A 25,294-nucleotide genomic window follows, 5' to 3' on the forward strand; every position below is an offset into this window, starting at 1 on the left:
CCGGACCGTCGGCGGGCCCCCGCCCGGAGTACCCATGATCCTCATCCTGACCGCCCCCGACGACGTGCACGCCGACGCGGCCGAGGTGGAGTTGGGCCGGCGCGGTGCCGCCTGGGTCCGCTTCGACCCGGCCGACGTGCCGTCCCACGCGTCGCTGTCGGTGACCATCCGGGACGGGCGGCTGGCCCGTACCCTGATCCGGCACGCCGACCCGGACGGCCCCGGTCGGGGCGACACCGGCGGCCGGGCGGTCGACCTCGACGCGGTGACCGCCGTCTGGTTCCGCCGCCCCGGCGTCCCGGTCGCCCCGCGCCACCTCGCCGAACCCCACGCCGGTTTCGTGGTCGAGGAGAGCCGGCAGTTCGTCGGCGACGTCTGGGAGACCCTCGACGTGCCGGCGCTGCCCGCCCCCCGGCCGGTGGTGCTGCGGGCCCAGCAGAAGATCCGCCAACTCCAGCTCGCCCTGCGCCTCGGCTTCGACGTGCCGGCCACCGCCGTCGGCAACGACCCCCGCGAGGTTCTCGACCTGTTCGACCACACCGGCGGTCGGATGATCACCAAGCAGGTCGGGCTGAACAGCCTCCGCGACGATCTGCTGCGGTTCACCGAGCCGGTCACCCACCGCGACGTCGGCCACGTCGACGGGGTACGCCACTGCCCCCTCATCGCGCAGGCGCGGGTCCCCAAACGGGTCGAGCTACGGGTCACCGTCGTCGGGGACCGGGTGTTCACCGCCGCCATCGACTCCCAGCGGTCGAACCACGCCCGGCACGACTGGCGTCGCCAGGACGACCGGAACACCCCGCTGAGCCGCTACGACCTGCCCGACGACGTCGCCGCCCGGTGCGTGGCGCTGACCCGCGCGCTCGGCCTGCGCTACAGCGCCCTCGACCTGATCGTCACCCCCGACGACCGGTACGTCTACATCGAGATCAACCCCAGCGGCCAGTACCTGTGGGTCGAGGAGGAGACCGGGCTGCCCATCACCGCCGCCGTGGTCGACCTGCTCACCGCGCCCACCCCCACCCCCGGAGCCACCACATGACCACCCTGGACCCGGCCCTGCTCGACGCCGCCGTCACCCTGGTACGGGAGCTGACCACCGACCGCGCCGGCCTGCCCGAGGCCCGACGACGCCTCACCCCGCTGCGGGAACGCTGGCCCGCCGCCGATCCGGCGGTGGTACGCGACGAGGAGGCGGCCGACGGGTCGGTCGCCTTCGACGTGCTGCTGCGCGAACCCGCCGGCACGGTCTCCGTGGCGTACAGTCCGACGCCGGCACTGCCGTGGCCGCTGCGCGGGGCGGTCCGGCACTCCGACCATCACCTCGCCCGGGTCGGCACCCGGACGCTGCGGGTGGGTGAGGCGCTCACCGCCCTCGACTTCCTCTGGTACGACCACGACGTGCTCGCCCGGCTGGCCGACACCGGCCTGGTCGCCGAGGAACTGGAGCAGCACCCGGCCGAGGTCGACGACGGCGAACTCCAGGCGGCGGCCGACGCGTACCGCCGGGCCAAGGGGCTGCTCGACGCCGAGTCGACCGCACGGTGGCTCGCCGAGCGGGGGCTCACCGCCGAGGACTTCGCCGACCTGATCGCCCACACCGTGGCGGTCGCCCGGCTCCGCGCCCGGGTGGCGGGTGACCGGCTGCCGGAGTGGTTCGCCGCGCACCGGTCCAGGTTCGACCGGCTCCTGATCGCCTGGACCGCCGAAGGGACACCCCCCGCCGACCGCGCGGCGGCGCTCGCGGCGGTGGCCGACGCCGTCCGCGCCGGCCGGGCCGCCGGCACCCTGCGGACGGTCGCGGCCGTGGCCCCGCCCGAACTGCGCGACGCCGCCGGGCCGGTGTCGACCACGATCGCCGGAGCGGAGGTGACGGCGGTGGTGGTCGACCGGGAACCGGCCGTCCTCGACGACGACATCCGGGCGCTGGTCGAGCGGGCCATGTTCGACGAGTGGCTGGCGCAGCGGCGGGCAACCACCGACATCGAGTGGTTCTGGCTGCCCCGGGACCGGACGACCCGGGTCCGGTGACCGGCCGGCGACGGGTGCCGGTGGTGCTCCAGGTCGCCGCCACCGACTGTGGGCCCAGCGCGCTCGCCATGCTGCTCGCCGCCTACGGCCGGGCGGTCCCCGTGTCGTACCTGCGGGCCCGGCTCGACGTCGGCCGGGACGGCCTGAGCCTGCGCGACCTGCGCGACGAGGCGCAGCAGCACGGGCTGCGCTGCCGGGCGATCGTCCTGCCCGCGCTGCGTCGGGACGCCACCCGGTTGCGGGAGCTGCCGACGCCGCTGCTGGCCCACTGGAACGGCGACCACTACCTGGTGGTGGAGCGGATCGGCCGCCGGGGCGTCGACGTGGTCGACCCGGCCGTGGGCCGCCGCCGGCTCTCCCCCGCCCAGTTCTCCACCGGCACCACCGGGGTGGTGCTGCTGGCCGCAGCCGACGGTCCCGCCCCGCCGGCGCCCCCGGCACCGTCACCGGTACGCGACCTGCTGGTGCCGGTGCTGCGCCGGCACACCGGGCTGCTCGCGCTGCTGGCGGCGACCTCGGTGCTGCTCACCGCGACCGGCCTGGCCGTACCGTGGGCGACCGCCGCGCTCATCGACGCCGCCGCGCCCCCGGCGGTGACCTGGCTCGCCGCCGTCGCCGCGCTGGCCCTGCTCACCGGGACGTTGTCCCTGGCCCGGGGGCTGACCGTGACCAGCCTGCAACGGCGCATCGGCAGCCGGCTCGGCACCGAGACGGTGCACCGGCTGTTCGAGGTGGTCTACCGGTACTTCCACCGCCGGTCGGCAGGCGACCTGGTCGACCGGGTCCGGGCGGTGGCCGGCGTCCGGGACCTGCTGGCGTCGGCGCTGGTCGCCACCGCCCTGGACGGGCTGCTGGTGGTCGGCTACCTGACCGTGGTGACCGTGCTGGCGCCGGTGCTGGGGCTGGTGGCCGCCGCCGTGATCGCGGTCCAGGCGGGCATCGCGCTGTGGGTCGGCCGCCGCTCCGGCGCGCTGCAACGGGAGGAACTGCTCGCCTCCGGTGAGGAGGCGGCCCGGCTCTCCGAGGCGGTGCAGGGCATGGCGGCGATCCGGGTCGCCGGGGCCCAGCAGCGGGTGCGGGGGCGCTGGCAGGAGTCGTTCGACCGGGGGGTGTCGGCGGCGCACCGGCTGGCCCGGCTGGCGGCGGTCTCGGACGCGCTGCTCGCCGCCGGGTCGATGGCGTGCCCGGTGCTGATGCTGCTGGTCGCGGTCCGGCAGGCCGACTCGCCGGGGCGGGCCGCCGGCCTGTCCGCGCTCGCGGTCGCCGCGATCACCCCGGCGGTCGCGCTGGCCCAGCGGCTGCCGTCGTTCACCCTGCTCGCCCCCACCATGGACCGGCTGGCCGACATCGTGGACGCCCCGGTCGAGCAGCCCATCCCGGGTGCGCCCGCGCCCCGGCTCACCGGGCTGGTCACCCTCACCGGGGTGGGTTTCCGGTACGACCGGCGGTCGCCCTGGGCGCTGCGCGACGTCACCGCCGTGATCCGGCCCGGCAGCAAGGTGGCGGTGGTGGGCGGCTCCGGCAGCGGCAAGAGCACCCTGGTCGGCCTGCTGACCGGCCTGTACGCCCCGGCCGAGGGACGCATCCACGTCGACGGCCACGACCTCGCCACGCTGGACCTGTCCTCGGTGCGCCGGCAGATCGGGGTGGTCCTCCAGGAGACCTACCTCGGCGCGGGCACCCTGCGCGAGGCGTTGACGCTGTCCTGCCCGGACGCGTCCGACGCGGCCGTCGACCGGGCGGTACGGCTGGCCGCGCTGCACGACGACGTGGCGGCCCTGCCGATGGGGCTGCACACCCACCTCGGCGACGGTGGCGTCGGCCTGTCCGGCGGGCAACGCCAGCGGGTCGCGCTCGCCCGCGCGTTGCTGGCCGACCCGGCCCTGCTCATCCTGGACGAGGCGACCAGCGCGCTGGACACGGTGACCGAGGCGGCCGTCGAGGCGGGCCTGCGGACGCTGCCGGTGACCCGGCTGGTCATCGCGCACCGGCTGTCGACGGTCGCGGACGCCGACCTGGTGCTGGTGCTCGACCGGGGCAGGTTGGTGGAGTGCGGACCGCCCGGGGTGCTGCTGGCCGCCGGTGGGCCGTTCGCCCGGCTGGCCGGGGTGCCCGGTGCCGTCCGGTCGTGGCCCGACCCGGTCCGCTGAGCCGGTCACGGCGCGTGCGGGACGGCGGCGAACGCGACGAGGTCGAGGCGGCCGTGGGTGGGCACGTAGCGGGTGAGCGAGGTGTTGGCGACGGGGGTGGTGGCGAGGATCGCGTCGAGGTCGGCGAACGGCAGCCCTTCCAGGACGTGCCGGGCGGCGACGACCACGGCGTCGTGGGCCACCACCCACACCCGGCGGCCGGCGTGCCGGCGGTGCAGATCGGCCAGGGCGGCGCGGACACGGGCGGCGACGTCGTCGAACGTCTCGCCGCCGGGTGGCCGGTAGGCGTAGAGGCCGTCGGCGGCGAGCCGGGCCGCCTCGGCGGGGAACCGTTCGGCGATCATGAGCGGGGTCAGGAGTTCCAGCTCGCCCATGAGCCGGTCGACCAGCCGCCGGTCGAGGTCGACCGGGGCCGGGGTGACGCCGAGGGCGGCGGCGGTGTCCGCCACCCGGGTCCAGGTCTGCCGGGCCCGCCGGTACGGGGAGCAGACCACCTGGTCGGGACGCCGGTCGGCGGGCTGTGCCGCGAGCCAGCGGCCGAGCCGGGTGGCCTGTCGCCAGCCTGACGGGGACAGCGGGACGTCGGCGTCGCGCCCGGTGAGGCCGCGCGTGGCGACGCCCCGCGCGTGGGCCTCGGCGAACGCGACGTTGGCGACGCTCTGCCCGTGCCGGACGATGGTCAGCTCCGCGACGGTGTCCATGGCTCCACTGTCGTCCAGGGTGCCCACTGTCCGGCAGCGGCCGGCGCGGAGCGACGCGCGGCGGCGGGGCGGGTCCGTAGCGACGGCGGCACACGGCGGGCCGCCAGCTCCGATGCCCCGGACGCACGTGTTTCCGAAAGTTTCCGAAAGTCGTTGACGCGTTCGAAATGCCGCTGCAATACTCCGATTCACAGCGACATCAACGCATCTCGATAGAACCCCGCGCCCCCAGGTATCACCGCCCCCAGGAGGACCTGCGCATGATCTCCAGCACCGGCAGCCCCGGCCGCCCGTCCCGCTCCCGAGCCTCCCGCCTGACCGTCCGGTTGGCGGTGCTCGCCACCACCGTGGCGCTGGGCGCCGTCGGCGTCGCGGTCTCCGCCACCCCGTCCAGCGCCGCCGCCTGCAACGGCTACGTCGGTCTCACCTTCGACGACGGCCCGACCGGCAGCACCGGCGCGCTGCTGTCCGTGCTGCGTGCCAACAACGTCCGGGCGACCATGTTCAACGTCGGGCAGAACGTGCAGGGCAACCAGTCCGCCGCGCGGGCCCAGGTCGACGCCGGCATGTGGATCGGCAACCACAGCTGGAACCACGCGCACATGACCTCGATGAGCCAGAGCCAGATGCAGTCGGACCTCTCCCAGACCAACTCGGCGATCCAGTCGGCGACCGGCGTACGGCCGCAGTTGTTCCGCCCGCCCTATGGGGAGACCAACTCGACCCTCCAGTCGGTCGCCTCGTCGCTCGGCCTGCGCCAGGTGATCTGGGACGTCGACTCCCAGGACTGGAACGGCGCGAGCGTCAGCCAGATCGTCTCCAACGCCGGCCGTCTCCAGGACGGCCAGGTGATCCTGATGCACGACGGCATCCAGAACACCCGCGACGCGATCCCGCAGATCGTGGCCAACCTGAACAGCCGTGGCCTCTGCCCGGGCATGATCTCGCCGAGCACCGGCCGGGCGGTGGCCCCGGACGGCACCCCGCCGACCGGCACCCCGACCACCCCGCCCACCGGCACGCCGACCACTCCGCCGGCCGGTGGCGGGTGTACCGCGACGGCGACGTACCCCAACGTGTGGGGCGACCGGTACAACACCTCCGTGACGGTCCAGGGCGGCGGCAACTGGACGGTGGTGGTGGCGCTGACCGCGCCGCAGCGGGTCAACACCACCTGGAACGGCACCCCCAGCTGGGACAGTTCCGGCTACGTGATGACGATGCGGTCCAACGGCAGCGGCAACACCTTCGGCTTCACCACGATGATGAACGGCAACAGCAGCGCCCGCCCCCAGATCCGCTCCTGCACCACGGGCTGACCGACGGGCGGCTGTCGAGCCATCGACCCCGGGGCCGCACAGCCCCTCGACCCGTCCCGACCACCGGCCCTCCCCGGACGCCTCCGTGGCGTGCGGGGAGGGCCGCCGCGTCGCCGCGCCCGTCAAGGCGGGCTCCGAAACTATCGGGTCACCTGCTCGAAACTACCGGTTGAAAACCCCGGGATTACCTGCCAACCTGAAATCCATCGATGAACGTGAACGTTAACAGCATGCTACGGGTCACCCACCACCCACCACCAGGAGGTACCGACAGTGCGAGGACACGCACCGCACTCCCCGCCCCCGGAGCAGCCCCGCCCCGCCCGGGTCTCCCCCCGCCGGCGGGGAAGGCTGGTCACGCTCGCCGCGGCCGGGATCGCCGCCGCCCTCGTCGGGCTGTTCACCATGACGGTGGCGACCGGGACGGCGTCGGCCGCCGACAACCCGTACCAGCGGGGTCCTGACCCGACCCGGAGCAGCGTCGCGTCCGTGAACGGCCCGTTCGCCAACACCTCGGTCGCCGTCCCGACCGGGTACGGCTTCAACGGCGGCCGGATCTACTACCCGACCGACACCAGCCAGGGCACCTTCGGCGCGGTCGCGATCTCGCCGGGCTACAACGCGCTGTTCTCCGCCGAGCTGGCCTGGATGGGCCCGTGGCTGGCCTCCCACGGCTTCGTCGTGATCGGCATCGAGACCAACAGCCGCAACGACTTCGACACGGCCCGGGGCACCCAACTGCTCGCCGCGCTCGACTACCTGGTGCAGCAGAGCCCGGTACGGGACCGGATCGACCCCAACCGGCTGGCGGTCTCCGGTCACTCCATGGGCGGCGGTGGGGCGCTGAGCGCGGCCCTGCGACGTTCGTCGTTGAAGGCGGCGGTCGGCATCGCGCCGTACTCGCCGTCGTCGAACCTGGCCAACGACCGGGTGCCCACGATGGTCTTCGCCGGGCAGGCCGACACGGTGGTCACCCCGTCCTACGCCACCGGCCTCTACAACAGCCTCCCGGCCACGACGGAGAGCGCCTACCTGGAGGTCGCGGGGGCCGACCACGGGTTCATGGTCGGCCGGTCGAACCCGGTGCTGATCCGGACCATGCTGCCGTTCCTCAAGATGTTCGTCGACAACGACGCCCGGTACAGCCAGTTCCTCTGCCCGCTGGCGGACAACAACGGCGTGGTCAGCTACCGCAGCACCTGCCCGCTGCTGCCGTCGACGCCGACCACCCCGCCGCCGACCCCGTCGGACACCCCACCCCCGACCCCGTCCCAGACGCCGACCAGCTCGCCCACCGGCAACCCGCCCGGCACCGCCAGCCTGATCGTCGGCGCGCAGTCCAACCGGTGCCTCGACGTGCCCAACGCCTCCCGCGCCAACGGCACCCGGGTGCAGCTCTGGGACTGCAACCGGCAGGCCAACCAGTCGTGGACGTACACCTCCGGCAAGCAACTCCGGGTGTACGGCGACATGTGCCTGGACGCGGCCGGCTCCGGTAACGGTGCGGCGGTCCAGATCTACGGCTGCCACAGCCAGACCAACCAGCAGTGGAACGTCAACGCCAACGGCACCATCAGCAGCGTGCAGTCCGGGCGGTGCCTGGACGTCTGGAGCACGGCCAACGGGGCGCAGGTCCAGCTCTACGACTGTCACGGTCAGACCAACCAGCGGTTCACGCTGACGCCGCTGACCTGACGGTCCGGCCGGCCCCGACCGGGGTGACCGTTTACCGTGCCGGTGCCTCCCGTACGGGGGGAGGCACCGGCACGCCCCGGTTGGCGTCCGCCCCGTTGGTGATTTCTGCTCAGATTCGGTCGTTCACTCTGCTAATCGGGGTTGGCGGGACAATCCGTGTCCGGTTTGCGAGGCTTATCGGGTGCGGAGGGATGATCCCGCGCCACACCCGACAGCCGGGGGTCGGCGTCTGGTGGCCCGTGACCCCGGGGCCATCGGCGATGTGAGCTGGGTCGAGCTCTTCGTCGATCTGCTCTTCGTGTTCGCGTTCCTGGCCGTCACCACGCTGATGGGCGAGCACTTCAGCCCCCTCGGGCTGGTCCAGGGCGCGCTCGTGATCCTGCTCATCTGGCACTGCTGGACGCCGTGCGTCTGGCTCGGCAACGTGGTGCACCTCGACCGGGGGGTCATGCCCCCGATCATGCTCGGCATCTCCGCCGCCCTGCTGGTGATCGGGGTCGCGATACCCGAGGCGTTCACCGACCGGCAGGGCGGTCTACCCGGCCCGCTGGTGCTGATCTGTGGATATCTGTCGATCCGGGCGACCACCATGGTCGTCCTCACGTTCGTCCGCCACCGGGGGGAGGGCGGACGGCGGTCGGCGGTCGCCGCCTGGTTGATCTTCGTCGCCGGCGGGCTGGTGCTGCTCGCCTCCGCCCTGGTGCCGCCCCTGCTGCCGACGACCGTCGACGCCGCACTGGTGCAGGTGGTGCTGTTCGCGAGCGCCCTCCTGATCGACTCTCTCATCCTCGTGGTGGCCAGCAGGGGTGGCTGGCGGGTCGTCTCGCCGTGGCACCTGGCCGAACGGCACGCCCTGATCGTGCTCATCGCGCTCGGCGAGACGATCATCTCGATCGGCGCCAGCGAAGGGCTCGGGGTGGACCGCCCGGTGACCTCCCAGTTGGCCGTCGGGGCCGTGCTGGGCATCACCGTGGTCTTCGCGCTGTGGTGGAGCTACTTCGACCTGGCCAAGGTGATCATCGAACGGGCCCTGAAGGCCAGCGCCGGCAGGAACCGCGCCCGGGTCGGGCGCGACGTCTACAGCGGGCTGCACCTGCCCATGATCGGCGGGTTGATCTTCTTCGCGCTGGGGCTCAAGCACCTCAACACGCACGCCACCCCGAGGAGCACCCATCCGTGGCCGTCGGGCGGCATCGCCGTCCTGTACGGCGGCGTGCTGCTCTACCTGGGGGCGCTCGTCGCCGTGGAGTGGCGGGCGGTCCGGCTGCTGGGTCGGGGTCCGCTGACGGGGGTGGCGCTGCTGACGGTGCTGCTGACGGTGGCCGGTCGGATCTCCGAGGTGCAGGCGCTGGTGGTGCTGGTCGTCGCCACCTGCGCGATGGTGGTGCTGGACAACACCGCCTTCCGGCAGCGGCACCGGCAACTCCACGAGTCGGTCGAGTCGGAGAAGATCCAGGTCGGGACGGTCGACCCCCGGGAACTCTTCGTCGACCTCGTGTTCGTGTACGCCTTCATCGAGGTCACCGCCGTGATGAACCGTTTCCCGACCCTGCTCGGCCTGGCCCAGGGCATGATCCTGCTGGCGCTGCTCTGGTGGGCCTGGACGTCGTACACCTGGCTGGCCAACGCGGTCCGGCACGACAGCACGGTGGTACGGCTGAGCACGGCGGGCATCATGACGGCGGTGCTGCTGATCGGGCTGGCGATCCCGCAGGCCTTCGTCCCCCTGCCGGACAGCCTGCCCGGCCCGCTGCTGGTCATCGGGTGTTACATCGCCATCCAGCTCATGCAGGCGTTGATCTTCCGGCAGCTCGTCCGGGAGAACGCCGACCTGCGGGGCACCAGAACCCGGTTCGTCGCCACGGCGGCCACCATCGTCATCCTGCTGACGATCGCCGCAGTCGAGCTGGTCGCCCCCGAGTCGGTGACCCGGCACCCCGCCATGACGCTGCTCTGGGTGGCCGCCCTGCTCGTGCAGTACGTCGCCGGTTACTGGGCCGGCGGGCGGCTGTGGCGGATCAGGCTGGTCCGGCACTGGGCCGACCGGCACGCCCTGGTCATCCTGATCGCCTTCGGCGAGGCGGTCCTCTCCGTCGGCGTCTCCATCGACGACGAACCGATCTCCGCTCCCACGCTGATCGTCGTCGTCGCGTCCGTGGTGGCCCTCGGCACGATCTGGTGGAGCTACTTCACCGGCATCGACGCGGCCCGGATCGCACTCGGGGCCTACGAGGGGGACCGTCGGGTCCGCGCCGCGCGGGACGCGTACACCTATCTGCACCTGCCGATGGTGGCCGGGATCGTCCTGGTCGCCTACGGCCTGCACCAGACCCTGGCCGCGTCCCAGGACCGGCACGGCGCCCTGCTGGGCCACTACACGCTGTTCCTCGGGGTGGCGTTGTACCTGCTCGGCAACCAGATGTTCTGGCTGCGGATCTTCCGGACCGTCAGCCGCCACCGGCTCATCGGCGCGGGCATGGTCACCGTGCTGGCGCCGTTGACCGTCGCGCTGCCGTCCGTCGTCTCACTGGTGCTGCTGACCGTCGTCGGCGTCGTCTTCGCGGTCGTCGAGACGGTGCAGGAGGGCGACCCACGGACCCGGCGGCCCGCCCGGACCTGACCCGGGTCCGCCGGTACGCGGCTCAGCCGACGGTGCAGGGGCCGCCGTTGAGCGCGAAGCTGGTCGGCGGCGCGTTGCTGGCGTTCCAGCTGCCCTGGATGCCGAAGCTCACCGAGCCGTTCGCCGCGACGACGCGGTTCCAGTCGACGTTGCGGGCCGTCACCGTGGCCCCGCTCTGGCTGGTCGTCGCGTTCCACCCGGAGGTGATCCGCTGGTCTCCCCGGAAGCTGAAGGTGAGCGTCCAGCCGTCCACCGGCGCGGTGGCGGTGTTCTGGACCGTCACGACGGTGACGAACCCGCCCTGCCACTCGGACTGGTTCTGGTAGGTCACCCGACAGGTGGGCGGCGGCGGCATGGGTGTCGTCGGCGGGGTGGTCGTCGTCGGCGCGGTGACCGTGTTGGAGGCGATCGAGACGTTGCCGGCCGCGTCCCGGGCACGCACGTAGAACTGGTAGCGCAGCGGCGGCGACGGCGGCGGCGGGAGCGCGACCGTGTACGTCGTCGTCGGCACGGTGGCGACCAGGACCGAGGTGTACCAGCCGTCGAAGCGGTAGACGTTGTAGCCGCGTACCCCGACGTCGTCGGTCGACGGCGACCAGGAGAGCGTGGCGGTCGAGTCGGTCACGTCGCCGAGGGTCAGGTTCTGCGGCGCGCTCGGCGGGGTGGTGTCCGGCCCGGTGTCGGTGACCGGGGTGACCACGGTCACCGGCTCCGACGACAGGGAGCGGTGCCCGACGACGTCCCGGGCGGAGATCCGGAACAGGTACTGCCGGCCCGCGCTGATGTAGCTGGTGATCGTGGTGGTGGTGACGTTGCCGACGCTGGCCGACATGACGACGTCGTCGAAGGGGCTGTAGTACGTGATGTCGTAGCCGGCGATGGCGCAGCAGCCGGGGGTCGCGGCCGTCCAGGTGAGGGTGACCGAACCCGTCCGGACCTGGCTGGCGACGACGTTCGTGGGCACGCCCGGCGGGAAGGGCGAGGTGTTCGGGGTGCCCGGCGGGGTGGTGGGCGGCGCGGTCGCCGCCGCTCCCGTCAGGGGCACCGCGGCACCGACCGGCGCGGGCGCGACCGCGGGGTGTCCACCGGCGGCCGGTCCGGGGGGCGTCGTGGTGCCGGCGAGGGCGGCCGGCACGGCGATCGATCCCGTGCCGAGCACGGCGATCGACGAGACGACGGCGGCGAGCAGGCCGGGCCGCACCCGGCGGCGCAGCGCGGACGAACGGACCCCTGACATGCCTCCACCGTGCGGCAATACATCGATGCTTGTCAACGACTTGCATCATCCGGTGCGACCATCGCCCCCGGCGCCTCGGTCAGCATCGGCTTCCAGGCCAACCACACCGGCAACGCCGCCGCACCGACGGCGTTCACCCTCAACGGCGTCACCTGCACCAGGTAGCCGCCGTACCGGTCGCGGGCGGGCCCGGGGTGGCCCGCCCGCGACGCTCCCGGACGCCTGCGCCCGGACACGCCCCACGGCTCAGCCGGCCGTCCAGGCGCGGAGCTTGTCGGGGTTGAGGACCGTCCAGATGCGCCTGATCCGGTCACCCTCGATGTCGAACGCCAGCACCGCGCCGACGCCGCCCGCCACCTGCGCCACCAGACCGGGCTGACCGTTGACAGTGCGCTCCAGGAGCCGGATGCCGGATGCCGCGCCGCCCCGGTCGGCGAAGAACCGCGCGATCTGCTCGGCACCCTCGATCGGGTGGAGTTCGGCGCTGACGAGCCCGCCACCGTCGCCGGTCGCGGTGGCGTCCGGCGTCAGCAGACCGACGAGCGCGTCGATGTCGGTGGTCTCCCACGCCTGTTTGAAGGCCCGCACGATGCCGGCCTGCCGGGCTGCCGGCACCCTGGGCGCGGACGACCCGCGAACCCGACGGCGGGCGGACGAGGCCAACTGGCGGCACGCGGCCGGCGAACGGCCGACGACCTCGGCCACCTCGGCGAAGGAGTACCGGAAGACGTCGTGCAGGATGAACGCGACGCGCTCGGCCGGTGTCGTCGATTCGAGCACCACCAGGAAGGCCATGCTGATCGACTCGTCCAGGGTGACCCGGTCGACCGGGTCGCCCGTACCGTCGCCGGTCCACCCGGCGCTGTCGGGCAGGGGCTCCGGAATCCACTCCCCCACGTAGCGTTCCCGCCGGACGCGGGCCGAGCCGAGCACGTCGAGGCAGATCCGGCCGGCGACCCGGGCCAGCCACGCACCCGGGGTCTCGATGGCCCCCCGCTGGTCAGGGGAGAGGGCGTACCAGCGGGCGTACGCCTCCTGTACGACGTCCTCGGCGTCGGCCAGGGACCCGAGCAGCCGGTACGCGAGACCGATGAGCTGGGGCCGCTCGCTCACGAGCCCGCTCGGGGCCGGATCGGGCCAGTCCAGCCCGGGCCCGGTGGGGTTGGTCATGCTGACGCCGACTCCCTTGATCGTCCGCTTCCCCACCGGTTCGACGACGGCGCCCGGAGCTGCGGAATCGAAGCGCCGCCTGACATTCGGCAGGGCTGTTTCGTCGTATCAGTAGGCCGAACACTATCCCAGCGACCCGCGGGGAGAACCTGACATGAACCTCGCCCTGTGCGACACCGGGACCGCCGTGGTGGACCTCGTGCCACCGGTGCCGGCCGGTTTCGTGGTCGGGGGTCGCTTCGGCCCGTACTCCGTCAGCAGTTGATCCAGGGCCATCGTCACGGCACCGCCGACCGGGAGAAAACGATCATGGAACCAGTGAACCTCGCGATCATCTACTACAGCGCCACCGGCACCGTGCACACGCTGGCCAAGGCCGCGGCCGAGGGGGCGGAGAAGGCCGGCGCGAACGTACGCCTGCGCAAGGTGGCCGAGACGGCTCCGGCCGAGGCGATCAACGCGCGGGAGGAGTGGGCCCAGCACGTCCGGGACACCGCCGACGTCGAGGTGGCCACCGGCGACGACCTGGACTGGGCCGACGCGGCCCTGTTCGGCACCCCCACCCGCTTCGGCAACGTGTCGAGCCAACTCAAGGCGTTCATCGACACCCTCGGTCCGCTGTGGTTCCACGGCAAGCTCTCGAACAAGGTCTACTCGGCCTTCACCGCCTCGAACACCCCGCACGGCGGGCAGGAGTCGACCCTCCTGTCGCTGTCCAACGTCTTCTACCACTGGGGCGGGATCATCGTTCCGCCCGGCTACACCGACCCGATCCAGTTCCAGTCGGGCAACCCCTACGGCACCTCCCACGTGGCCGGCAGTGGCGCGCCGGGTGACGTCACCCTCCAGGCGGCCCGCTACCAGGCCCGCCGGGTGGTCGACACCACGGCCGCGCTGAAGGCGGGCCGCCCGGCCTGATCCGACCCCCGGCGACAGCCGGAGGAAGGGTGCCGCGCGCCGGTCGGGCCGGGCCCGTCGAGGTCCCGAACCGACCGGCGGCGGGTCGCCGTACGACGTCGGTGGCGTACGGCGTCAACCGGCGAGCCGGACCGGCAGGGCGGCCAACCCCCGGGTGAGCAGGCCCGGCTGCCACTCGATGGCGTCGGCGTCCACCGCCAGGCGGGCCTGCGGGAACCGGGCCAGGAAATCCCCGATGGCGACCTGTGCCTCCATCCGGGCCAGCGGTGCCCCCATGCAGTAGTGGATGCCGTAGCCGAACGACAGGTGCGGGTTGCGCTCGCGGTTCATCAGGAACCGGTCGGCGTCGGCGAACGCGGTGCCGTCCCGGTTGGCCGCGTGCAGGGACACCATGACCAGGTCACCGGCCGCCACCTCCGCGCCGAAGAGGTCCATCGCCGAGGTGGCGGTACGCAACGCGGCACCCGTCACCGGGCTCTCGTACCGCAGGAACTCCTCGATGGCCCGGGGCAGGTCCTCGGGGTGGGCCCGGATGTGGTCGGCCAGTTCCGGGGTCCGCAACAGCAGGTAGAGGCCGTTGCCGATCAGGTTCGTCGTGGTCTCGTGGCCGGCGACGACGAACAGGAAGGCCGTCGAGATCAACTCGTCCTCGGTGAGCCGGTCGGCCTGGTCCCGGGCGGCGATCAACGCCGACAGCAGCGCGTCGTCCGGTTCGGCCCGACGCCGGGCGACCAGATCCTGAAGGTGCGCCACGAAGTCGGTGACCTCGCGGACCGGAAAGACCGGCGCTCCCAGCCCGGCGCTGAACGCGTCGGCCCACCTGCGGTAGTTGGCCCGGTCCTCGACCGGCACCCCGAGCAGTTCGGAGATCACCTGGACGGGCAGCGGGGACGCGTACCCGGCGACGAGGTCCGCCTCGGCGGGCCCGGCCGCCAGCCGATCCAGCAACTCCCCGGAGAGCTGCTCGACCCGGGGACGCAGCGCCTCGATCCGCCGGGGCACGAACGCCTTGGCGACCAGCTTGCGCAGCCGGGTGTGGTCGGGCGGGTCGATCCGCAGCATCGACGTGTTCATCGCGGACCGCACCTGCGGACTCAACGCGCCCTGGTCGAACCAGTCGTTGCGGTCCCGGTTGGACAGCCGTGGATCGTTCAGCGCCTCCCGCACCTCGGTGTGCCGGGTGACCATCCAGACCGGTACGCCGTTGGGCAGCCGCACCTGCCGGACCGGTCCGGCGGTGTGCATCGAGGTGAGGAAGTCCTGCACCGTCCCGGTAAGGTCGAGAACATCCGGGGAGTCGCTCATCAGCACCACTCCTCTCTCACATGGCGACGGTCACGGACCCGGCAGCGGGCGCGACGTCACCCGCTTGTCGTACCCGAGTCGGACAGCAGCATCTGGTCCAGCATCCGGGGCTGCCAGTTGTAGTACGACTGGACCTTGTAGTTGTCCTCACCGGTCGACGACACCCCCGCGTAGTAGACGAACCTGCTGTCGGCGGCGTTGTTGGGCAGCCCCCGGAGAAACTGCTCGATCTTCGGTTCGAGCGGGACCGGGAGGGATGCCGAATCCGACGTCATCACGGCGAAGCAGAAGCGCTCGACCGCCGAGGACTCCCAGCCCAGGCTGGCGTAGATACCGAAGGAGTGCCGGGCGAGCCGGAGCATCCGCTCACCCGGATCGGGCAGACCGAGTTCGCGGGTCATCGACAGGACGCCCTCGGGGGTGAGGCACGCGGCGGGCAGCGCGCCGAAGTACACGTTCACCGTCCGGTGCCGGTAGTCGATGCCGAAGGTGTTCACCTTGTCGTCGAGGCCGCGACGGGCGAAGAACCCGATGTTGTCGGCCAGGCTGCGGGGCATCGAGGGACATGCGGCGAGCGTGGCCAGCGACTGCATGCCGTCCGGCGGGAAGAAGACGTATATCTTCTTGAATCCGCCGGCCACGCCGAAGTCGATTCCGTAACCGGCGATCGGGCAGCCCTCGCGGATCTCGTCGAGCAGGGCACCGACCGGGTGGTCCGTCCTCCCGGTGAGCCCGTTCGACACCGCCACGGCGTACGGGTCGGTGTCCTTTCCGACGGTGAAGCGCCAGTCGAGATCACCCTGGTACCGCGCCCCGGTCGCCACCCGGAACGCGATGACGGCACTCGGCAGCGAATCCGCGTACGCGTCCAGGATGGGCTGGACCCGCTCCCGCGAGCAGGGCACCTCCAGCAACCGGGCCGATTCCTCGATGGCCGGATAGAGGTCTGCTGACTCGGCATGCTCGGACATTCATCCTCCAGGTGTCCGGATCGGCGCGCGGAACACGGGCCGACCCGTCGGCAGCGGCAGAAGCACGGGGTGGGCCCGGCTAGCGGGCGAGGATCACCGTGGTCGGCGACGGAGTGGGGTGGAAGGTGACGTCCTCGAAGCCGGCCTTGGCGAGCCATGCCAGGTAGTCGGCCCGCCGCCAGGTCCCGCCCCGCCTGCTCTTGAGCAGCATCTCCGCAGCGAAGATCAACGAGAAGGAGGGGCCGCTCCGGTCGTCGTCGACGACGTAGTCACAGATGACCAGGGTCCCACCGGGCCGGAGGGCGCCGCGCACCTTCGCGAAGAGGGCCGTGTTGTCCTCCGGCCCCTCCTGGTGGGCCACGTGGGAGTAGACCACGACGTCGTAGGCGGCGGCCGCCAACCCGGTGCTGTGGAAGTCCCCGTCGATGCAGGTGAACCGGTCGTCGACCCCCCGCTCGGCGACGAGCCGGCGGGCGATCGCGTTGATCGGTGCCCAGTCGAGCTGGGTGGCCCGGGCCGCCGGGTTCAACCCGAGCCAGGTGGCCGAGAAGATCCCCGAGCCGCCGCCGAGATCCAGGATCGAGATCTCGCCGGCGTCCGCCAGTCCCAGCAGCCCGGCGACGATCGCCGTGACCGGAACGGACTGCGGGGCGATGGCCGTCACCACCTTCTTCCAGTGGGGGTTGTCGGCGACCTCCACGGTCGCGGCCCTGACCGGTCCGCCGGCACGGACCACCTCCGGCAGGTCCGCCAGAGCAGCCATGTGGGTCATCTTGAGCTTGGCGAACTCGCTCAGGCTGGTGGGTTTCCCCTCGACCAGGAAGGTGGTCGCCTCGGCGGTGTTGCGGTAGCGACCGTCGTGCAGCTCGACCAGGCCGAGGCCGACGAGCCCGTCCAGGAGGGTCTGCGCCCCGCGCTCGGAGATGCCGGACCGGTCGGCCAACTCGCGGACGGTGTCCGTGCCGGCCTCCAGGTGGGTGAAGAGCGAGTGGCTCGCCGCGGCACCGAGGATGCCGGTGGCCCAGTAGCCGTTGACGAGGTGCATGATGCGGTCCGGGGTGGGCTGGTCGCTGGTCATGCTGCTCCTGCTCGGGTGTGGGGGCGCAGTTCGCACCCGATGCCGGCGACGAGGATCGGTGGGACGCTCCGGTGCCGGCTGGTCATGCGGTCTTCGTCGCGAAGAGGATGAACCGCCTGGGGATGGCGTCCGGTGGGATCTCGGCGGGGTCCTTGCCCACCACCCGGGTCAGCTCGAAGCCGCACTCGGCGAGCCAGTCGCGGTACGTCGACACCTTCTGCAACCCGCCCTGGGCGGTGGCGCAGCCGAGTAGGAACGTCGGGAAGAAGTCGACCTGGGAGTCGTCGGGATCGGTGATGTCCTCGGGATAGACCGGCGCCAGGATCACGAGCTGACCACCGACCTCCAGCGCCCCGTTGGCGCTCTTGAGGATCTTGAGGACGTCGCCCCTGTCGTACATGTCGAGGTAGTGCTTGATCAGCACCACGTCGAACCCGGCGGGGACGTCCGTGAAGATGTCACCGCCGACGAACGAGCAGTGTTCCTCGACGCCGTGCTCCCGGAAGTTGCGCAGCGACTCTTCCTCCCTGCCGGGCGCGTCGAAGTTCGTCACGTGCAGGCCCGGTGACGCCTTCGTCCGGTGGGTCATGATCGATCCGAGACCGTTCCCGCCGAGCAGGTCGAGCACCCGTGCGCCGGCCGGAATGTCGAGGTTCTCGAAGAACCAGCCGTAGACGTGGCCGGTCTCCAACTGCGCCAACCGGCCCCACGATTCGAGGATGTCCCGGTGTTCGGCCGCGGCGTCGAAGAGCGTGCCGTGGAAGCCGTAGAACTCCTTGAGCCCCACGAGCGTTCCGGTCTGCACACTCTCGGTGAGGTAGAACATCTGCCGGAGCATGGCGACTTTGATCATCTTCATGAAGGCGAGCGCCCGGTCGAGGTCGGCCTCCGCCACGCCGCCGAGCGCGTCCAGCGAATAGGCACCCGAACCCTCGTCGTACGCGACGAAGCCCTCCTTGACCATCAACTGCAGGAGCTGCTCCACCGCATCCGGTTTCACCCCCACCGCATCGCCGAGCTTCACCGCGGTCAGCCCGGGATTCTCCCGCAACCGATCGATCAGACCGAGCTCGAAACAGGACAGCAGGTTCATGAACCGCGTCGGCCCCACCATGTACTCACGGAACCGGACGAGCGTGGCTTCTGGCGTCATGTACTGATCCCTCCGAATTGTTTGCTGCCGCACCACGACAGGTGACACCGGCACCCACCACGGAACGTCCCGGACCGGCTGATGGTCAGTTACGGTTCGCCCCCTGCTCGGATCTGCCGTCGAGCATCGACCACCGGGCTTGGCCGGGACTGTTCGACCGGTTGGCGTCGACTTGGGGACGGCCGGCCAGGGCCAGGGTGTCGTTCGCGAGCCGGGCCAGCGGCAGCACCTCGTCGGACAGGGCGACCCGGCGGCCCCGGTCGTCGTCGCGCAGGCGGGCCACGCCCAGGCAGGACAGCAGCAGGGCATGGGACACCGGGTCGGTCACCTGGGCCAGCGCGCGCTCCAACGCGTCGACGAGCCGACGGCCGGCCTCGCCGTCGCCGGCCTGACGCCAGAGCGGCTCGCCGACCGCCGCCGCCGCTACCGCCACCAGGCGGGAGGTGGCCGGTTTGCCGCTGGCCTCCCCCACGACCAGGGACTCCTCGATGGCCTGGATGAACACGGGGAGTCCGTCGCGCGGGTTCCCGGCGCGGTAGAGGCTGGTGCCCAGACCGAGCAGCAGCGGATACCGGTCGACGTTTTCCCGCTGGGCCAACTCCGCGGCCGTCAGGGCCTGCCGCCAGAGTGTCGCGGCCTCCCCGAACGCCAGTCGGGTGTCGGCCGCCCGCGCCGCGACGGCCGCGTACGTGCAGGCCCGGGCGGCGGCTGCGGGATCGAGTTCGGCGGCCAGCAGCCAGTGCCGGGCGATCTCGGCGGCCCGTTCCGGGACATCCGCCCAGGCCCGGACCGCGGCCACCCCGATCCGTCGGTGCAGCCTGACCCGACGCAGCCGCCCGATCGACTCGTAGAGCGCCTCGGCGGCCAGGGCGTGGGTGAACCGGAACCATCCCAGTCGCTGCTCGTCCTCGACGATCAGGCCCACCGCGCCGGCGGCGTCCATGGTCTCCAACGCCGACTCGATCCCGACGCCGGCCGCCTCGGCGACGATCTCGATGGCGAAGTGCCGGCCGGCGACGGCGGCCACCGACACCACGTCGACCGCGGACTGCGCGAGACAGCCCAACCGCCGGAGCACCACCTCGCGTACCGGCACGGGCACCGGCACCGTGTGCGGCTGCGCGAGATGCTCTTCGGTAGTCAACAGCTTGATGAGTTCCCGCAGGAAGAACGGGTTGCCCTCGGTGCGTTCCCAGAGCCCCTCGGCGGTCGGCCTACCGACCTCACGGTGCAGCAGGTCGCCGGCCAGGCACCGGGTCTCCCGGACACCCAGGCCGGCGAGTTCTATCCGGGTCAGCTCCGAGCGGGCAAGCGCGGCCAGCGTCTCGGTCAGGGACGCCGCCTCCCCCGACCGGTAGGAGACCGCCAGCAGGAGACGGTTCTCCGGCACCGACTCGGCCAGGTGGGACAGCAACCTCAGCGAACTCGCGTCGGCCCGGTGCAGGTGGTCGAACACGATCACCAACGGCGCGGCCCGGGAGGCGTCGGTCAGGTAGTGCAGGATCGCCTCGAACCGGCGCAGCGTGGCCGTGGCCACCCCCGCGCCGTCCACCATCTGCTGGTGGTCGCCGTTGAGGAGTTCGGCCACCGGTCCGGGTACGGGTTGGTGCGGGAAGCAGGTGCCGGCGGCCCGCAGGATCTGCTCCCACAGCCAGAGGGGTGGTGCGACGACGTGCTCCGGGCAGCTGCCCCAGAGCACCGGCGCGCCCGCCAGCATGGCGAACCGACGCAGCAGGCTGGTCTTGCCGATGCCGGGCTCACCGGAGACAGTCACCACCCGGCCCCGACCGGCCGTCCCGGTCAGCGCGTCGAGCAGTTGTCGCAGTTCGTCCTCCCGGCCGACGAAGACCTCACCGTCCACCAACGGGGACGGTGCCGCCGGTGGGGGCGGGCCGGTCGTCCGGCCCCGCCCCGTGCCGGCGGGCCGATCGGGCCCGGTCGGCACCGCGACCGGCGGGGCGGGCCGCCACTCCAACGCCGGCACCTGGTTGAGAATCTCGCGCTCAAGGTGCTGGAGCGACGGTCGGGGGTCGATGCCCAGTTCCTCGGACAGCCGCCGCTGGATCGCCCGCAGCACACCCAGCGCGTCGGCCTGCCGGCCAGCCCGGTACAACGCCAGGCTCAACAGCTCGCAGCCGTACTCGCGCAGCGGATGGGCATGGACGAACGCGTCGAGTTCGGCGACGGCCACCTCGTGGGCACCGACCGCCAGGAGCGCCGCACAGCGTGCCTCGACGACCGACAGCCGCAGCTCCTCCAGCCGCGCCACCTCCGGCACGATGCAGGTCGCGTTGGCCACCTCCGTGTAGGCCTGCCCGCGCCAGAGCGACAGGGCGATCTCGAACTCGCGCAACGCCCGCTGCGCGTCGCCCCCGTCCCACGCCTGCCAGCCGGCCGTGGCATGTCCGCTGAACCGGTCGACGTCGACGTCGATGACCCGCCCGTCCAGCAGGTAGCCGGGCGGGCAGGTGCGCAGCACCGTGGCCGGGGTCCGTGGTGCCCGGTCCGGCTCCAGCACCCGGCGCAGGTTGGCCACGTACGCCTGCAACGAGGCCATCGCCGACGGTGGCGGGTGCTCCGCCCACAGCGCTTCCAGAATCACCTCGACCGCCACCGGCTGGCCGGCCCGGCTCACCAGCAACGCCAACAGCGCGCGCTGCTTCGGTGCGCCCAGGTCGACCAGTCGGCCCGCGACCACCGCCTCCAGCGGCCCCAGCGCGCGGAACTCCGCCAGTACCCGGCGGGCGGCCCGCGCCTCGTCCCTTCGCAAGGGGTCGGACGCGGTACGGAATGAGGACCCCGTGACAGCAAGATTGATCATCTGTGGGCACTTCCGGCGTGAACAGCCCAAGAAGCGCAACGACACAGGTCCGGTGTGACGGTATCAAATGGTTTGTGGTCCCGCTTGCCCGTTACGTGGGCATGGACCGCAGGCCGCATGACGGTGCCCCTTCCCCCGCGGCTACCTAGGCTGCGCTCATGTTGCCGGGCGAAACGCTACCGCCGACCGGAGGTGGTGGCAATAAGGGCCATAACCTTTGCGAATCGATGCAGGTCATTGACGGTATCGCGGCGGACACCCTTGCGTCGGGCACCCGTTCACATCACCGAAAAGACCTCACGATGTTTGGCCGGGGTGGCTGGTGTCGGGTTCCCGCCGCACGGGTGATCACGTTGCCAGTTCGGCGTACCCTTATGCGCGATCACGGCTTTCGGCCGGGGTGTGTCCATGCTGCCCGCAGCATTTCCGCCGGAGAAGTTCGGGGCCTGCCCCGGGCCGGGCGGGCGGCACCACGGCCGGTCCACCCCGGCCACGCGGCCCGGCACCCGCGCCGTGGCGGACCCACCGGTCAGGGGCCACCGGCCCGGCCGTACGCGCTCCGAAGACCGGTCCGGTGTCCCCCCGTCGACGCGTGACGTCGCCAGCAGCGATGGCGGGGCAGGCGGCGCGGCACCATTTTCGGGCATCGCTCTTGCCGCCGGCTTGGTGCCGACTTGGAGCCGACTTGACGGCGACCGGTCAGCTGGACCGAATGCGCGCAGCGGCCGGATAATAGGGCGGCACCACCGGCGGCGATCCATTTTTTCCGAACTGATTGTCGACAGGAGGCCCGGGGGACGACCCGTGAACGGGCTCCACCGCCCGGCCGGCGTCAGCAATGCGCGGCCCTTGACACGTTTGGTGGAACTCACGGAGACTGCTGTCAGCCGGCGACGGTGTGCAGTTTCGCCTACCGCGTACGACGAGAGAGCGCGCGACGACGACGCAGCCTCAATTCCGGTTTCTGACGAACCGCAGTCCCGGTCGACATCGAAGGCGATACCGCAGGCACGAATGTGTCGGCGTCAGGCACCCGGCACCGGACAGAAAAGCGGGGCGCATCAGGCCACTGGTCGCCCGTCCCACCGACACCGGTTGGAGACCGCTCATGAGCAAGGCGGAAGAGTCACCCGGGTCCGGCCACCGCCACGGCGGCGGTCGCGTCGTGCTTGCCGAACCACGCAGCTTCTGCGCCGGGGTGCGCCGGGCGATCGGCATCGTCGACGAGGCCCTGCGCCGGTACCCGCCGCCGGTCTACGTCCGCAAACAGATCGTGCACAACCACTACGTGGTCCGCGACTTCGAACGGCGCGGCGTGGTGTTCGTGGACTCCGAGGCGGAGGTGCCCGAGGGCGCGGTCTGTGTCTTCTCCGCCCACGGGGTCTCGCCGATGGTCCGCGAGCGGGCCGCCGACCGACAGTTGGACGTCATCGACGCCACCTGCCCACTGGTCGCCAAGGTGCACCAACAGATCCGCCGCTACGCCCGCGACGAGCGCACCGTCCTGCTCATCGGGCATGCCGACCACGAGGAGGTGGAGGGCACCTACGGCGAGGCTCCCGACCGTACCGTCGTGGTGGCCGACGTCGCGGACGTGGCCCGGCTCGAACTGCCCCGCGACGAACCCGTGGCCTACCTGACCCAGACCACCCTCTCCCTCGACGAGACCGCCGAGGTGATCGCCGCGCTCGAGGAACGCTTCGACGACCTGCACGGGCCGGGCAGCGACGACATCTGCTACGCCAGCCAGAACCGGCAGAACGCGGTCAGGCAGATCGCCGCCGTCACCGACGTCGTGCTCGTCGTCGGCTCACCCAACTCCAGCAACTCGGTCCGGATGGTGGAGGTCGCCGCCCGGTCCGGCACCCCGGCCCGCCTGCTGCCCGACGTCACCCACCTGGACCGCACCTGGCTGGCCGGTGCCCGGTCGGTCGGGCTCAGCTCCGGCGCCAGTGTGCCCGAACTCCTCGTCGAGCAGGTGGTCGAACGACTGGCCGAGTACGGCTTCGACCAGATCGAGGTGGTCCGCACCGCGACCGAGAACATCACCTTCTCGCTACCCGGCAGCCTGGCGACACCGCACCCGGACACCGGGGCCGCCCGGGTCGGCCCGGGGCGTCCCGGACCGGCCGGCGGCGAGGACGACGCGCCGTGACGGCCGGGAGGCGGGACGCCGGGGGAACGCCTGACCGGCGAACTGGTCCAAGACCGCGCCAAGCCGGCACCAAGCCGCCGGACAGTCCGGGGCAAGCCCCGTACTCGATGCTGGGCGAGGTAGCGCACCCGACAGCGGGAGCGGGACACCGCCGGGACTGATGTCGACCGGCGCAAACGAGGCACAGCCGGAGCGGGCAGGGCCGGCGCATCACCGGACCGGCACCGGCGACTCTTCCAGGTCGAGGCTGCGGCGTCCCGGGCTGATCGACCCGGCCGGGCCGGCGCACCCCACGCCGCAGGGGCGCGGACCCCTCACGCGCACCGCTACGAAACAACGGCCCGAAGCGGCCGTCAGAGATCCCGAGGAGGCGGTTCAGATGAAGGGCTCCGCGATCCACCACTCGATCCGGAAGGACGGCCTGCACCTCGGTCTCGTGCCGCAGCTGGCTGCGGCCCGCAACGGGTCCACCCTGCTCACCCTCGACCACGACCTGGACGTCCTGCCGGAGGTGGGCCGGCGGCTGACGGTGGCCGAGATCGCCGGCCACGTGGACGACCTGGCCGCCCGGCTGTGGGCGGCCGGGGTACGACCGGGCGAACGGATCGCGATCTACAAGAGCGCCAACGTCGACGTGTGGGTGCTGGCGAGCGCCGCGTCCCGCGTCGGCGCGGTGCCCGTGCTGCTCTCCCCCGCCCTGGACGCCGCCACCGTCGGCGCGCTCCTCGGCCGGCTGGAGCAGCCGACCCTGCTCAGTGACGACCGTAAGCTCGACGACCTGGCCGACGTGCCGCTCGCCGACCTCACCAGGCGGGTGGTCACCGTGGGGGGACCCCGCCCGGGTGCCCGGTCGCTCACCGACCTCGCCGGAGCCCCGAGGGTGGCGCCGGTGTCCCGGGGGTTCGACGAACCCGCGATGATCACCCATACCTCCGGCACCACCGGCCTGCCCAAGCTCGTCGTGCACACGCCGCAGACCATGGCCGCCCGGCTCACGCCGCAGTGGCGGTTGCTGTCGTTGATGCGCAGGCGGGAGACCGTGGCGATCCACATCTCCTTCGTGCACTCACGGATGTTCGCGGCGATGGCGCTGGCGTTGTTCTTCGAGATGCCGGTGCTGCTCATGCGGGAGTCCGATCCGGACCGGGTCGCCGAGTTGTTCCTCGCGAACCGGCCGGGATTCATCGAGGTGCTCCCCAACTCGCTGATGGAGTGGGAGCGGCTCACCGAGGATCGACGTCGGCCGTTCGCGTCGATCAAGTATTTCAGCACGACGTTCGACGCGATCCACCCCCGGACGATGAGCCGGCTGCTCAGGGCCTCCGAGCGGCGGGGGGCGCTGTTCTTCCAGATCTACGGTCAGAGCGAGGTCGGCCCGGCCGTCGGCCGGCCGTACTTCCGCCATTCCGCCCACCGGGCGAACGGCCGCTGCGTCGGCTGGGCGATGCCGGGATGCGCGCGGATCCGGGTGGTCAGCCGCAACGGCAGGCGGCCCTCGGAGACGAATCCCGGTTTCATCGAGGTCGCCTGGCCCGGCCTGGCGAAGACCTACTTCGCCGAGCAGGAGCGGTACGACACCAACCGGCACGACGAGTGGTGGCGCACGGGGGACGTCGGCTACCGGACCAGGTTCGGCTGCCTGCACATGTTCGACCGGGAGGTCGACATGATCCCCGGGCTGCGCAGCGCCCTGGAGGTCGAGGACGTCATGCTCGGCGAACTGGAGGAACTGACCGAGCTGGTCGTGGTGCCCGGCCCGAACTCCGAGCCGGTCCCGGTCATCTGCACCCGGGACGACCAGCCGCTCGACTTGGACCGATGGCGTACCGCCGCCGTCAGGTTCCCCCAGCTGGCCGCCCCGATCCAGATCCCGCAGGCCGAACTGCCCCGTACCGGCACCCTGAAGGTCCAGCGGATCGCGCTGTCGCACCGGCTCCAGGGTGAGCTGGAGAAGCGGAGCTGACCGG

General features: G+C 72.0%; 17 protein-coding genes and 1 pseudogene. 10 read left to right on the plus strand and 8 right to left on the minus strand.

The genetic code is table 11. From position 1 onward, the window contains the following. Window positions 1–34: 34 nt before the first annotated feature. The 3 genes from H1A17_RS03775 to H1A17_RS03785 are packed head-to-tail and all read left to right on the plus strand — an operon-like array spanning window position 35 to window position 4,184. Window positions 35–1,045, plus strand: coding sequence for a RimK family alpha-L-glutamate ligase (locus tag H1A17_RS03775; protein ID WP_145922243.1), 1,011 nt, complete (start codon window positions 35–37; stop codon window positions 1,043–1,045). Further along, window positions 1,042–2,034 (plus strand): TIGR04500 family putative peptide maturation system protein, encoded by a 993-nt coding sequence (locus tag H1A17_RS03780; protein ID WP_194821065.1) that lies wholly within the window; start codon window positions 1,042–1,044, stop codon window positions 2,032–2,034. Before H1A17_RS03775 ends, H1A17_RS03780 begins: the two co-directional genes overlap by 4 nt. Continuing rightward, complete coding sequence (locus H1A17_RS03785) at window positions 2,031–4,184, plus strand: peptidase domain-containing ABC transporter (RefSeq protein WP_168222589.1); 2,154 nt, start codon at window positions 2,031–2,033, stop codon at window positions 4,182–4,184. Before H1A17_RS03780 ends, H1A17_RS03785 begins: the two co-directional genes overlap by 4 nt. A 5-nt stretch (window positions 4,185–4,189) precedes the next feature. Here the strand turns inward: H1A17_RS03785 and H1A17_RS03790 are convergent, their stop codons facing one another. After that, window positions 4,190–4,885 carry a histidine phosphatase family protein gene (locus H1A17_RS03790; RefSeq protein WP_194821066.1) on the minus strand — a complete coding sequence of 232 codons (696 nt, stop codon included), beginning with the start codon at window positions 4,883–4,885 and terminating at the stop codon, window positions 4,190–4,192. A 260-nt stretch (window positions 4,886–5,145) separates the two neighbouring features. Here H1A17_RS03790 and H1A17_RS03795 point away from each other — a divergent pair, with 260 nt between their 5' ends. The 3 genes from H1A17_RS03795 to H1A17_RS03805 all read left to right on the plus strand — a co-directional run bounded on the left by H1A17_RS03795 (window position 5,146) and on the right by H1A17_RS03805 (window position 10,519). Further along, entirely contained in the window at window positions 5,146–6,204 is a 1,059-nt protein-coding gene (locus H1A17_RS03795; protein ID WP_145922247.1) for a polysaccharide deacetylase family protein, read from the plus strand. Window positions 6,205–6,477: 273 nt separating this feature from the next. Then, a complete protein-coding gene (locus tag H1A17_RS03800) occupies window positions 6,478–7,899 on the plus strand; it encodes a ricin-type beta-trefoil lectin domain protein (protein WP_194821067.1) in 1,422 nt (473 codons plus the stop codon). Window positions 7,900–8,161: 262 nt separating this feature from the next. Beyond that, window positions 8,162–10,519, plus strand: a complete 2,358-nt coding sequence (locus tag H1A17_RS03805) for a low temperature requirement protein A (protein ID WP_194821068.1) — start codon at window positions 8,162–8,164, stop codon at window positions 10,517–10,519. Between the two features lie 22 nt (window positions 10,520–10,541). On the opposite strand, the gene H1A17_RS03810 is transcribed toward H1A17_RS03805, so the two are convergent. Beyond that, window positions 10,542–11,756: a cellulose binding domain-containing protein gene (locus H1A17_RS03810; RefSeq protein ID WP_194821069.1), complete on the minus strand. Its 1,215-nt coding sequence runs from the start codon at window positions 11,754–11,756 to the stop codon at window positions 10,542–10,544. 51 nt (window positions 11,757–11,807) lie between these two features. Between H1A17_RS03810 and H1A17_RS03815 the strand changes: the two are divergent. After that, window positions 11,808–11,921 (plus strand): annotated as a pseudogene (locus H1A17_RS03815) (cellulose binding domain-containing protein); the annotation flags it as partial. An 81-nt stretch (window positions 11,922–12,002) separates the two neighbouring features. On the opposite strand, the gene sigJ reads toward H1A17_RS03815, so the two are convergent. Beyond that, a complete protein-coding gene (gene sigJ, locus H1A17_RS03820) occupies window positions 12,003–12,926 on the minus strand; it encodes an RNA polymerase sigma factor SigJ (protein WP_194821070.1) in 924 nt (307 codons plus the stop codon). 309 nt (window positions 12,927–13,235) lie between these two features. On the opposite strand from sigJ, the gene wrbA reads away from it, so the two are divergent. Continuing rightward, entirely contained in the window at window positions 13,236–13,844 is a 609-nt protein-coding gene (gene wrbA / locus H1A17_RS03825) for an NAD(P)H:quinone oxidoreductase (protein WP_194821071.1), read from the plus strand. Between the two features lie 114 nt (window positions 13,845–13,958). Here wrbA and H1A17_RS03830 read toward each other — a convergent pair whose 3' ends face one another. The 5 genes from H1A17_RS03830 to H1A17_RS03850 all read right to left on the minus strand — a co-directional run bounded on the left by H1A17_RS03830 (window position 13,959) and on the right by H1A17_RS03850 (window position 21,121). Then, complete coding sequence (locus H1A17_RS03830) at window positions 13,959–15,149, minus strand: cytochrome P450 (protein ID WP_194821072.1); 1,191 nt, start codon at window positions 15,147–15,149, stop codon at window positions 13,959–13,961. 56 nt (window positions 15,150–15,205) lie between these two features. Next, window positions 15,206–16,120, minus strand: coding sequence for an aromatic prenyltransferase (locus H1A17_RS03835; protein ID WP_145922251.1), 915 nt, complete (start codon window positions 16,118–16,120; stop codon window positions 15,206–15,208). Between the two features lie 79 nt (window positions 16,121–16,199). Continuing rightward, window positions 16,200–17,198, minus strand: coding sequence for a methyltransferase (locus H1A17_RS03840; RefSeq protein ID WP_145922252.1), 999 nt, complete (start codon window positions 17,196–17,198; stop codon window positions 16,200–16,202). 82 nt (window positions 17,199–17,280) lie between these two features. Further along, window positions 17,281–18,351 carry a methyltransferase gene (locus H1A17_RS03845; protein ID WP_228542884.1) on the minus strand — a complete coding sequence of 357 codons (1,071 nt, stop codon included), beginning with the start codon at window positions 18,349–18,351 and terminating at the stop codon, window positions 17,281–17,283. Window positions 18,352–18,436: 85 nt separating this feature from the next. After that, complete coding sequence (locus H1A17_RS03850; RefSeq protein WP_228542885.1) at window positions 18,437–21,121, minus strand: AfsR/SARP family transcriptional regulator; 2,685 nt, start codon at window positions 21,119–21,121, stop codon at window positions 18,437–18,439. Between the two features lie 1,159 nt (window positions 21,122–22,280). On the opposite strand from H1A17_RS03850, the gene ispH reads away from it, so the two are divergent. Together ispH and H1A17_RS03860 are read left to right on the plus strand one after the other, a co-directional pair. Next, entirely contained in the window at window positions 22,281–23,327 is a 1,047-nt protein-coding gene (ispH, locus tag H1A17_RS03855) for a 4-hydroxy-3-methylbut-2-enyl diphosphate reductase (protein WP_194821074.1), read from the plus strand. Window positions 23,328–23,706: 379 nt separating this feature from the next. After that, window positions 23,707–25,290 (plus strand): AMP-binding protein, encoded by a 1,584-nt coding sequence (locus tag H1A17_RS03860; RefSeq protein WP_145922255.1) that lies wholly within the window; start codon window positions 23,707–23,709, stop codon window positions 25,288–25,290. Window positions 25,291–25,294: the final 4 nt, after the last annotated feature.

This window comes from Micromonospora sp. S-DT3-3-22, from assembly GCF_015354745.1.
Classification (GTDB): Bacteria; Actinomycetota; Actinomycetes; order Mycobacteriales; family Micromonosporaceae; genus Micromonospora; species Micromonospora wenchangensis.

Excerpts from the sequence above, each read along its gene's own strand:
- wrbA (WP_194821071.1), top strand. The coding sequence starts at position 13,236 with ATGGAACCAGTGAACCTCGCGATCATCTACTACAGCGCCACCGGCACC.
- H1A17_RS03795 (WP_145922247.1), top strand. The coding sequence starts at position 5,146 with ATGATCTCCAGCACCGGCAGCCCCGGCCGCCCGTCCCGCTCCCGAGCC.
- H1A17_RS03835 (WP_145922251.1), bottom strand. The coding sequence starts at position 16,120 with ATGTCCGAGCATGCCGAGTCAGCAGACCTCTATCCGGCCATCGAGGAA.
- H1A17_RS03780 (WP_194821065.1), top strand. The coding sequence starts at position 1,042 with ATGACCACCCTGGACCCGGCCCTGCTCGACGCCGCCGTCACCCTGGTA.
- H1A17_RS03845 (WP_228542884.1), bottom strand. The coding sequence starts at position 18,351 with ATGACGCCAGAAGCCACGCTCGTCCGGTTCCGTGAGTACATGGTGGGG.
- H1A17_RS03775 (WP_145922243.1), top strand. The coding sequence starts at position 35 with ATGATCCTCATCCTGACCGCCCCCGACGACGTGCACGCCGACGCGGCC.
- H1A17_RS03830 (WP_194821072.1), bottom strand. The coding sequence starts at position 15,149 with ATGAGCGACTCCCCGGATGTTCTCGACCTTACCGGGACGGTGCAGGAC.
- H1A17_RS03840 (WP_145922252.1), bottom strand. The coding sequence starts at position 17,198 with ATGACCAGCGACCAGCCCACCCCGGACCGCATCATGCACCTCGTCAAC.
- H1A17_RS03790 (WP_194821066.1), bottom strand. The coding sequence starts at position 4,885 with ATGGACACCGTCGCGGAGCTGACCATCGTCCGGCACGGGCAGAGCGTC.
- H1A17_RS03810 (WP_194821069.1), bottom strand. The coding sequence starts at position 11,756 with ATGTCAGGGGTCCGTTCGTCCGCGCTGCGCCGCCGGGTGCGGCCCGGC.
- ispH (WP_194821074.1), top strand. The coding sequence starts at position 22,281 with ATGAGCAAGGCGGAAGAGTCACCCGGGTCCGGCCACCGCCACGGCGGC.
- sigJ (WP_194821070.1), bottom strand. The coding sequence starts at position 12,926 with ATGACCAACCCCACCGGGCCCGGGCTGGACTGGCCCGATCCGGCCCCG.
- H1A17_RS03860 (WP_145922255.1), top strand. The coding sequence starts at position 23,707 with ATGAAGGGCTCCGCGATCCACCACTCGATCCGGAAGGACGGCCTGCAC.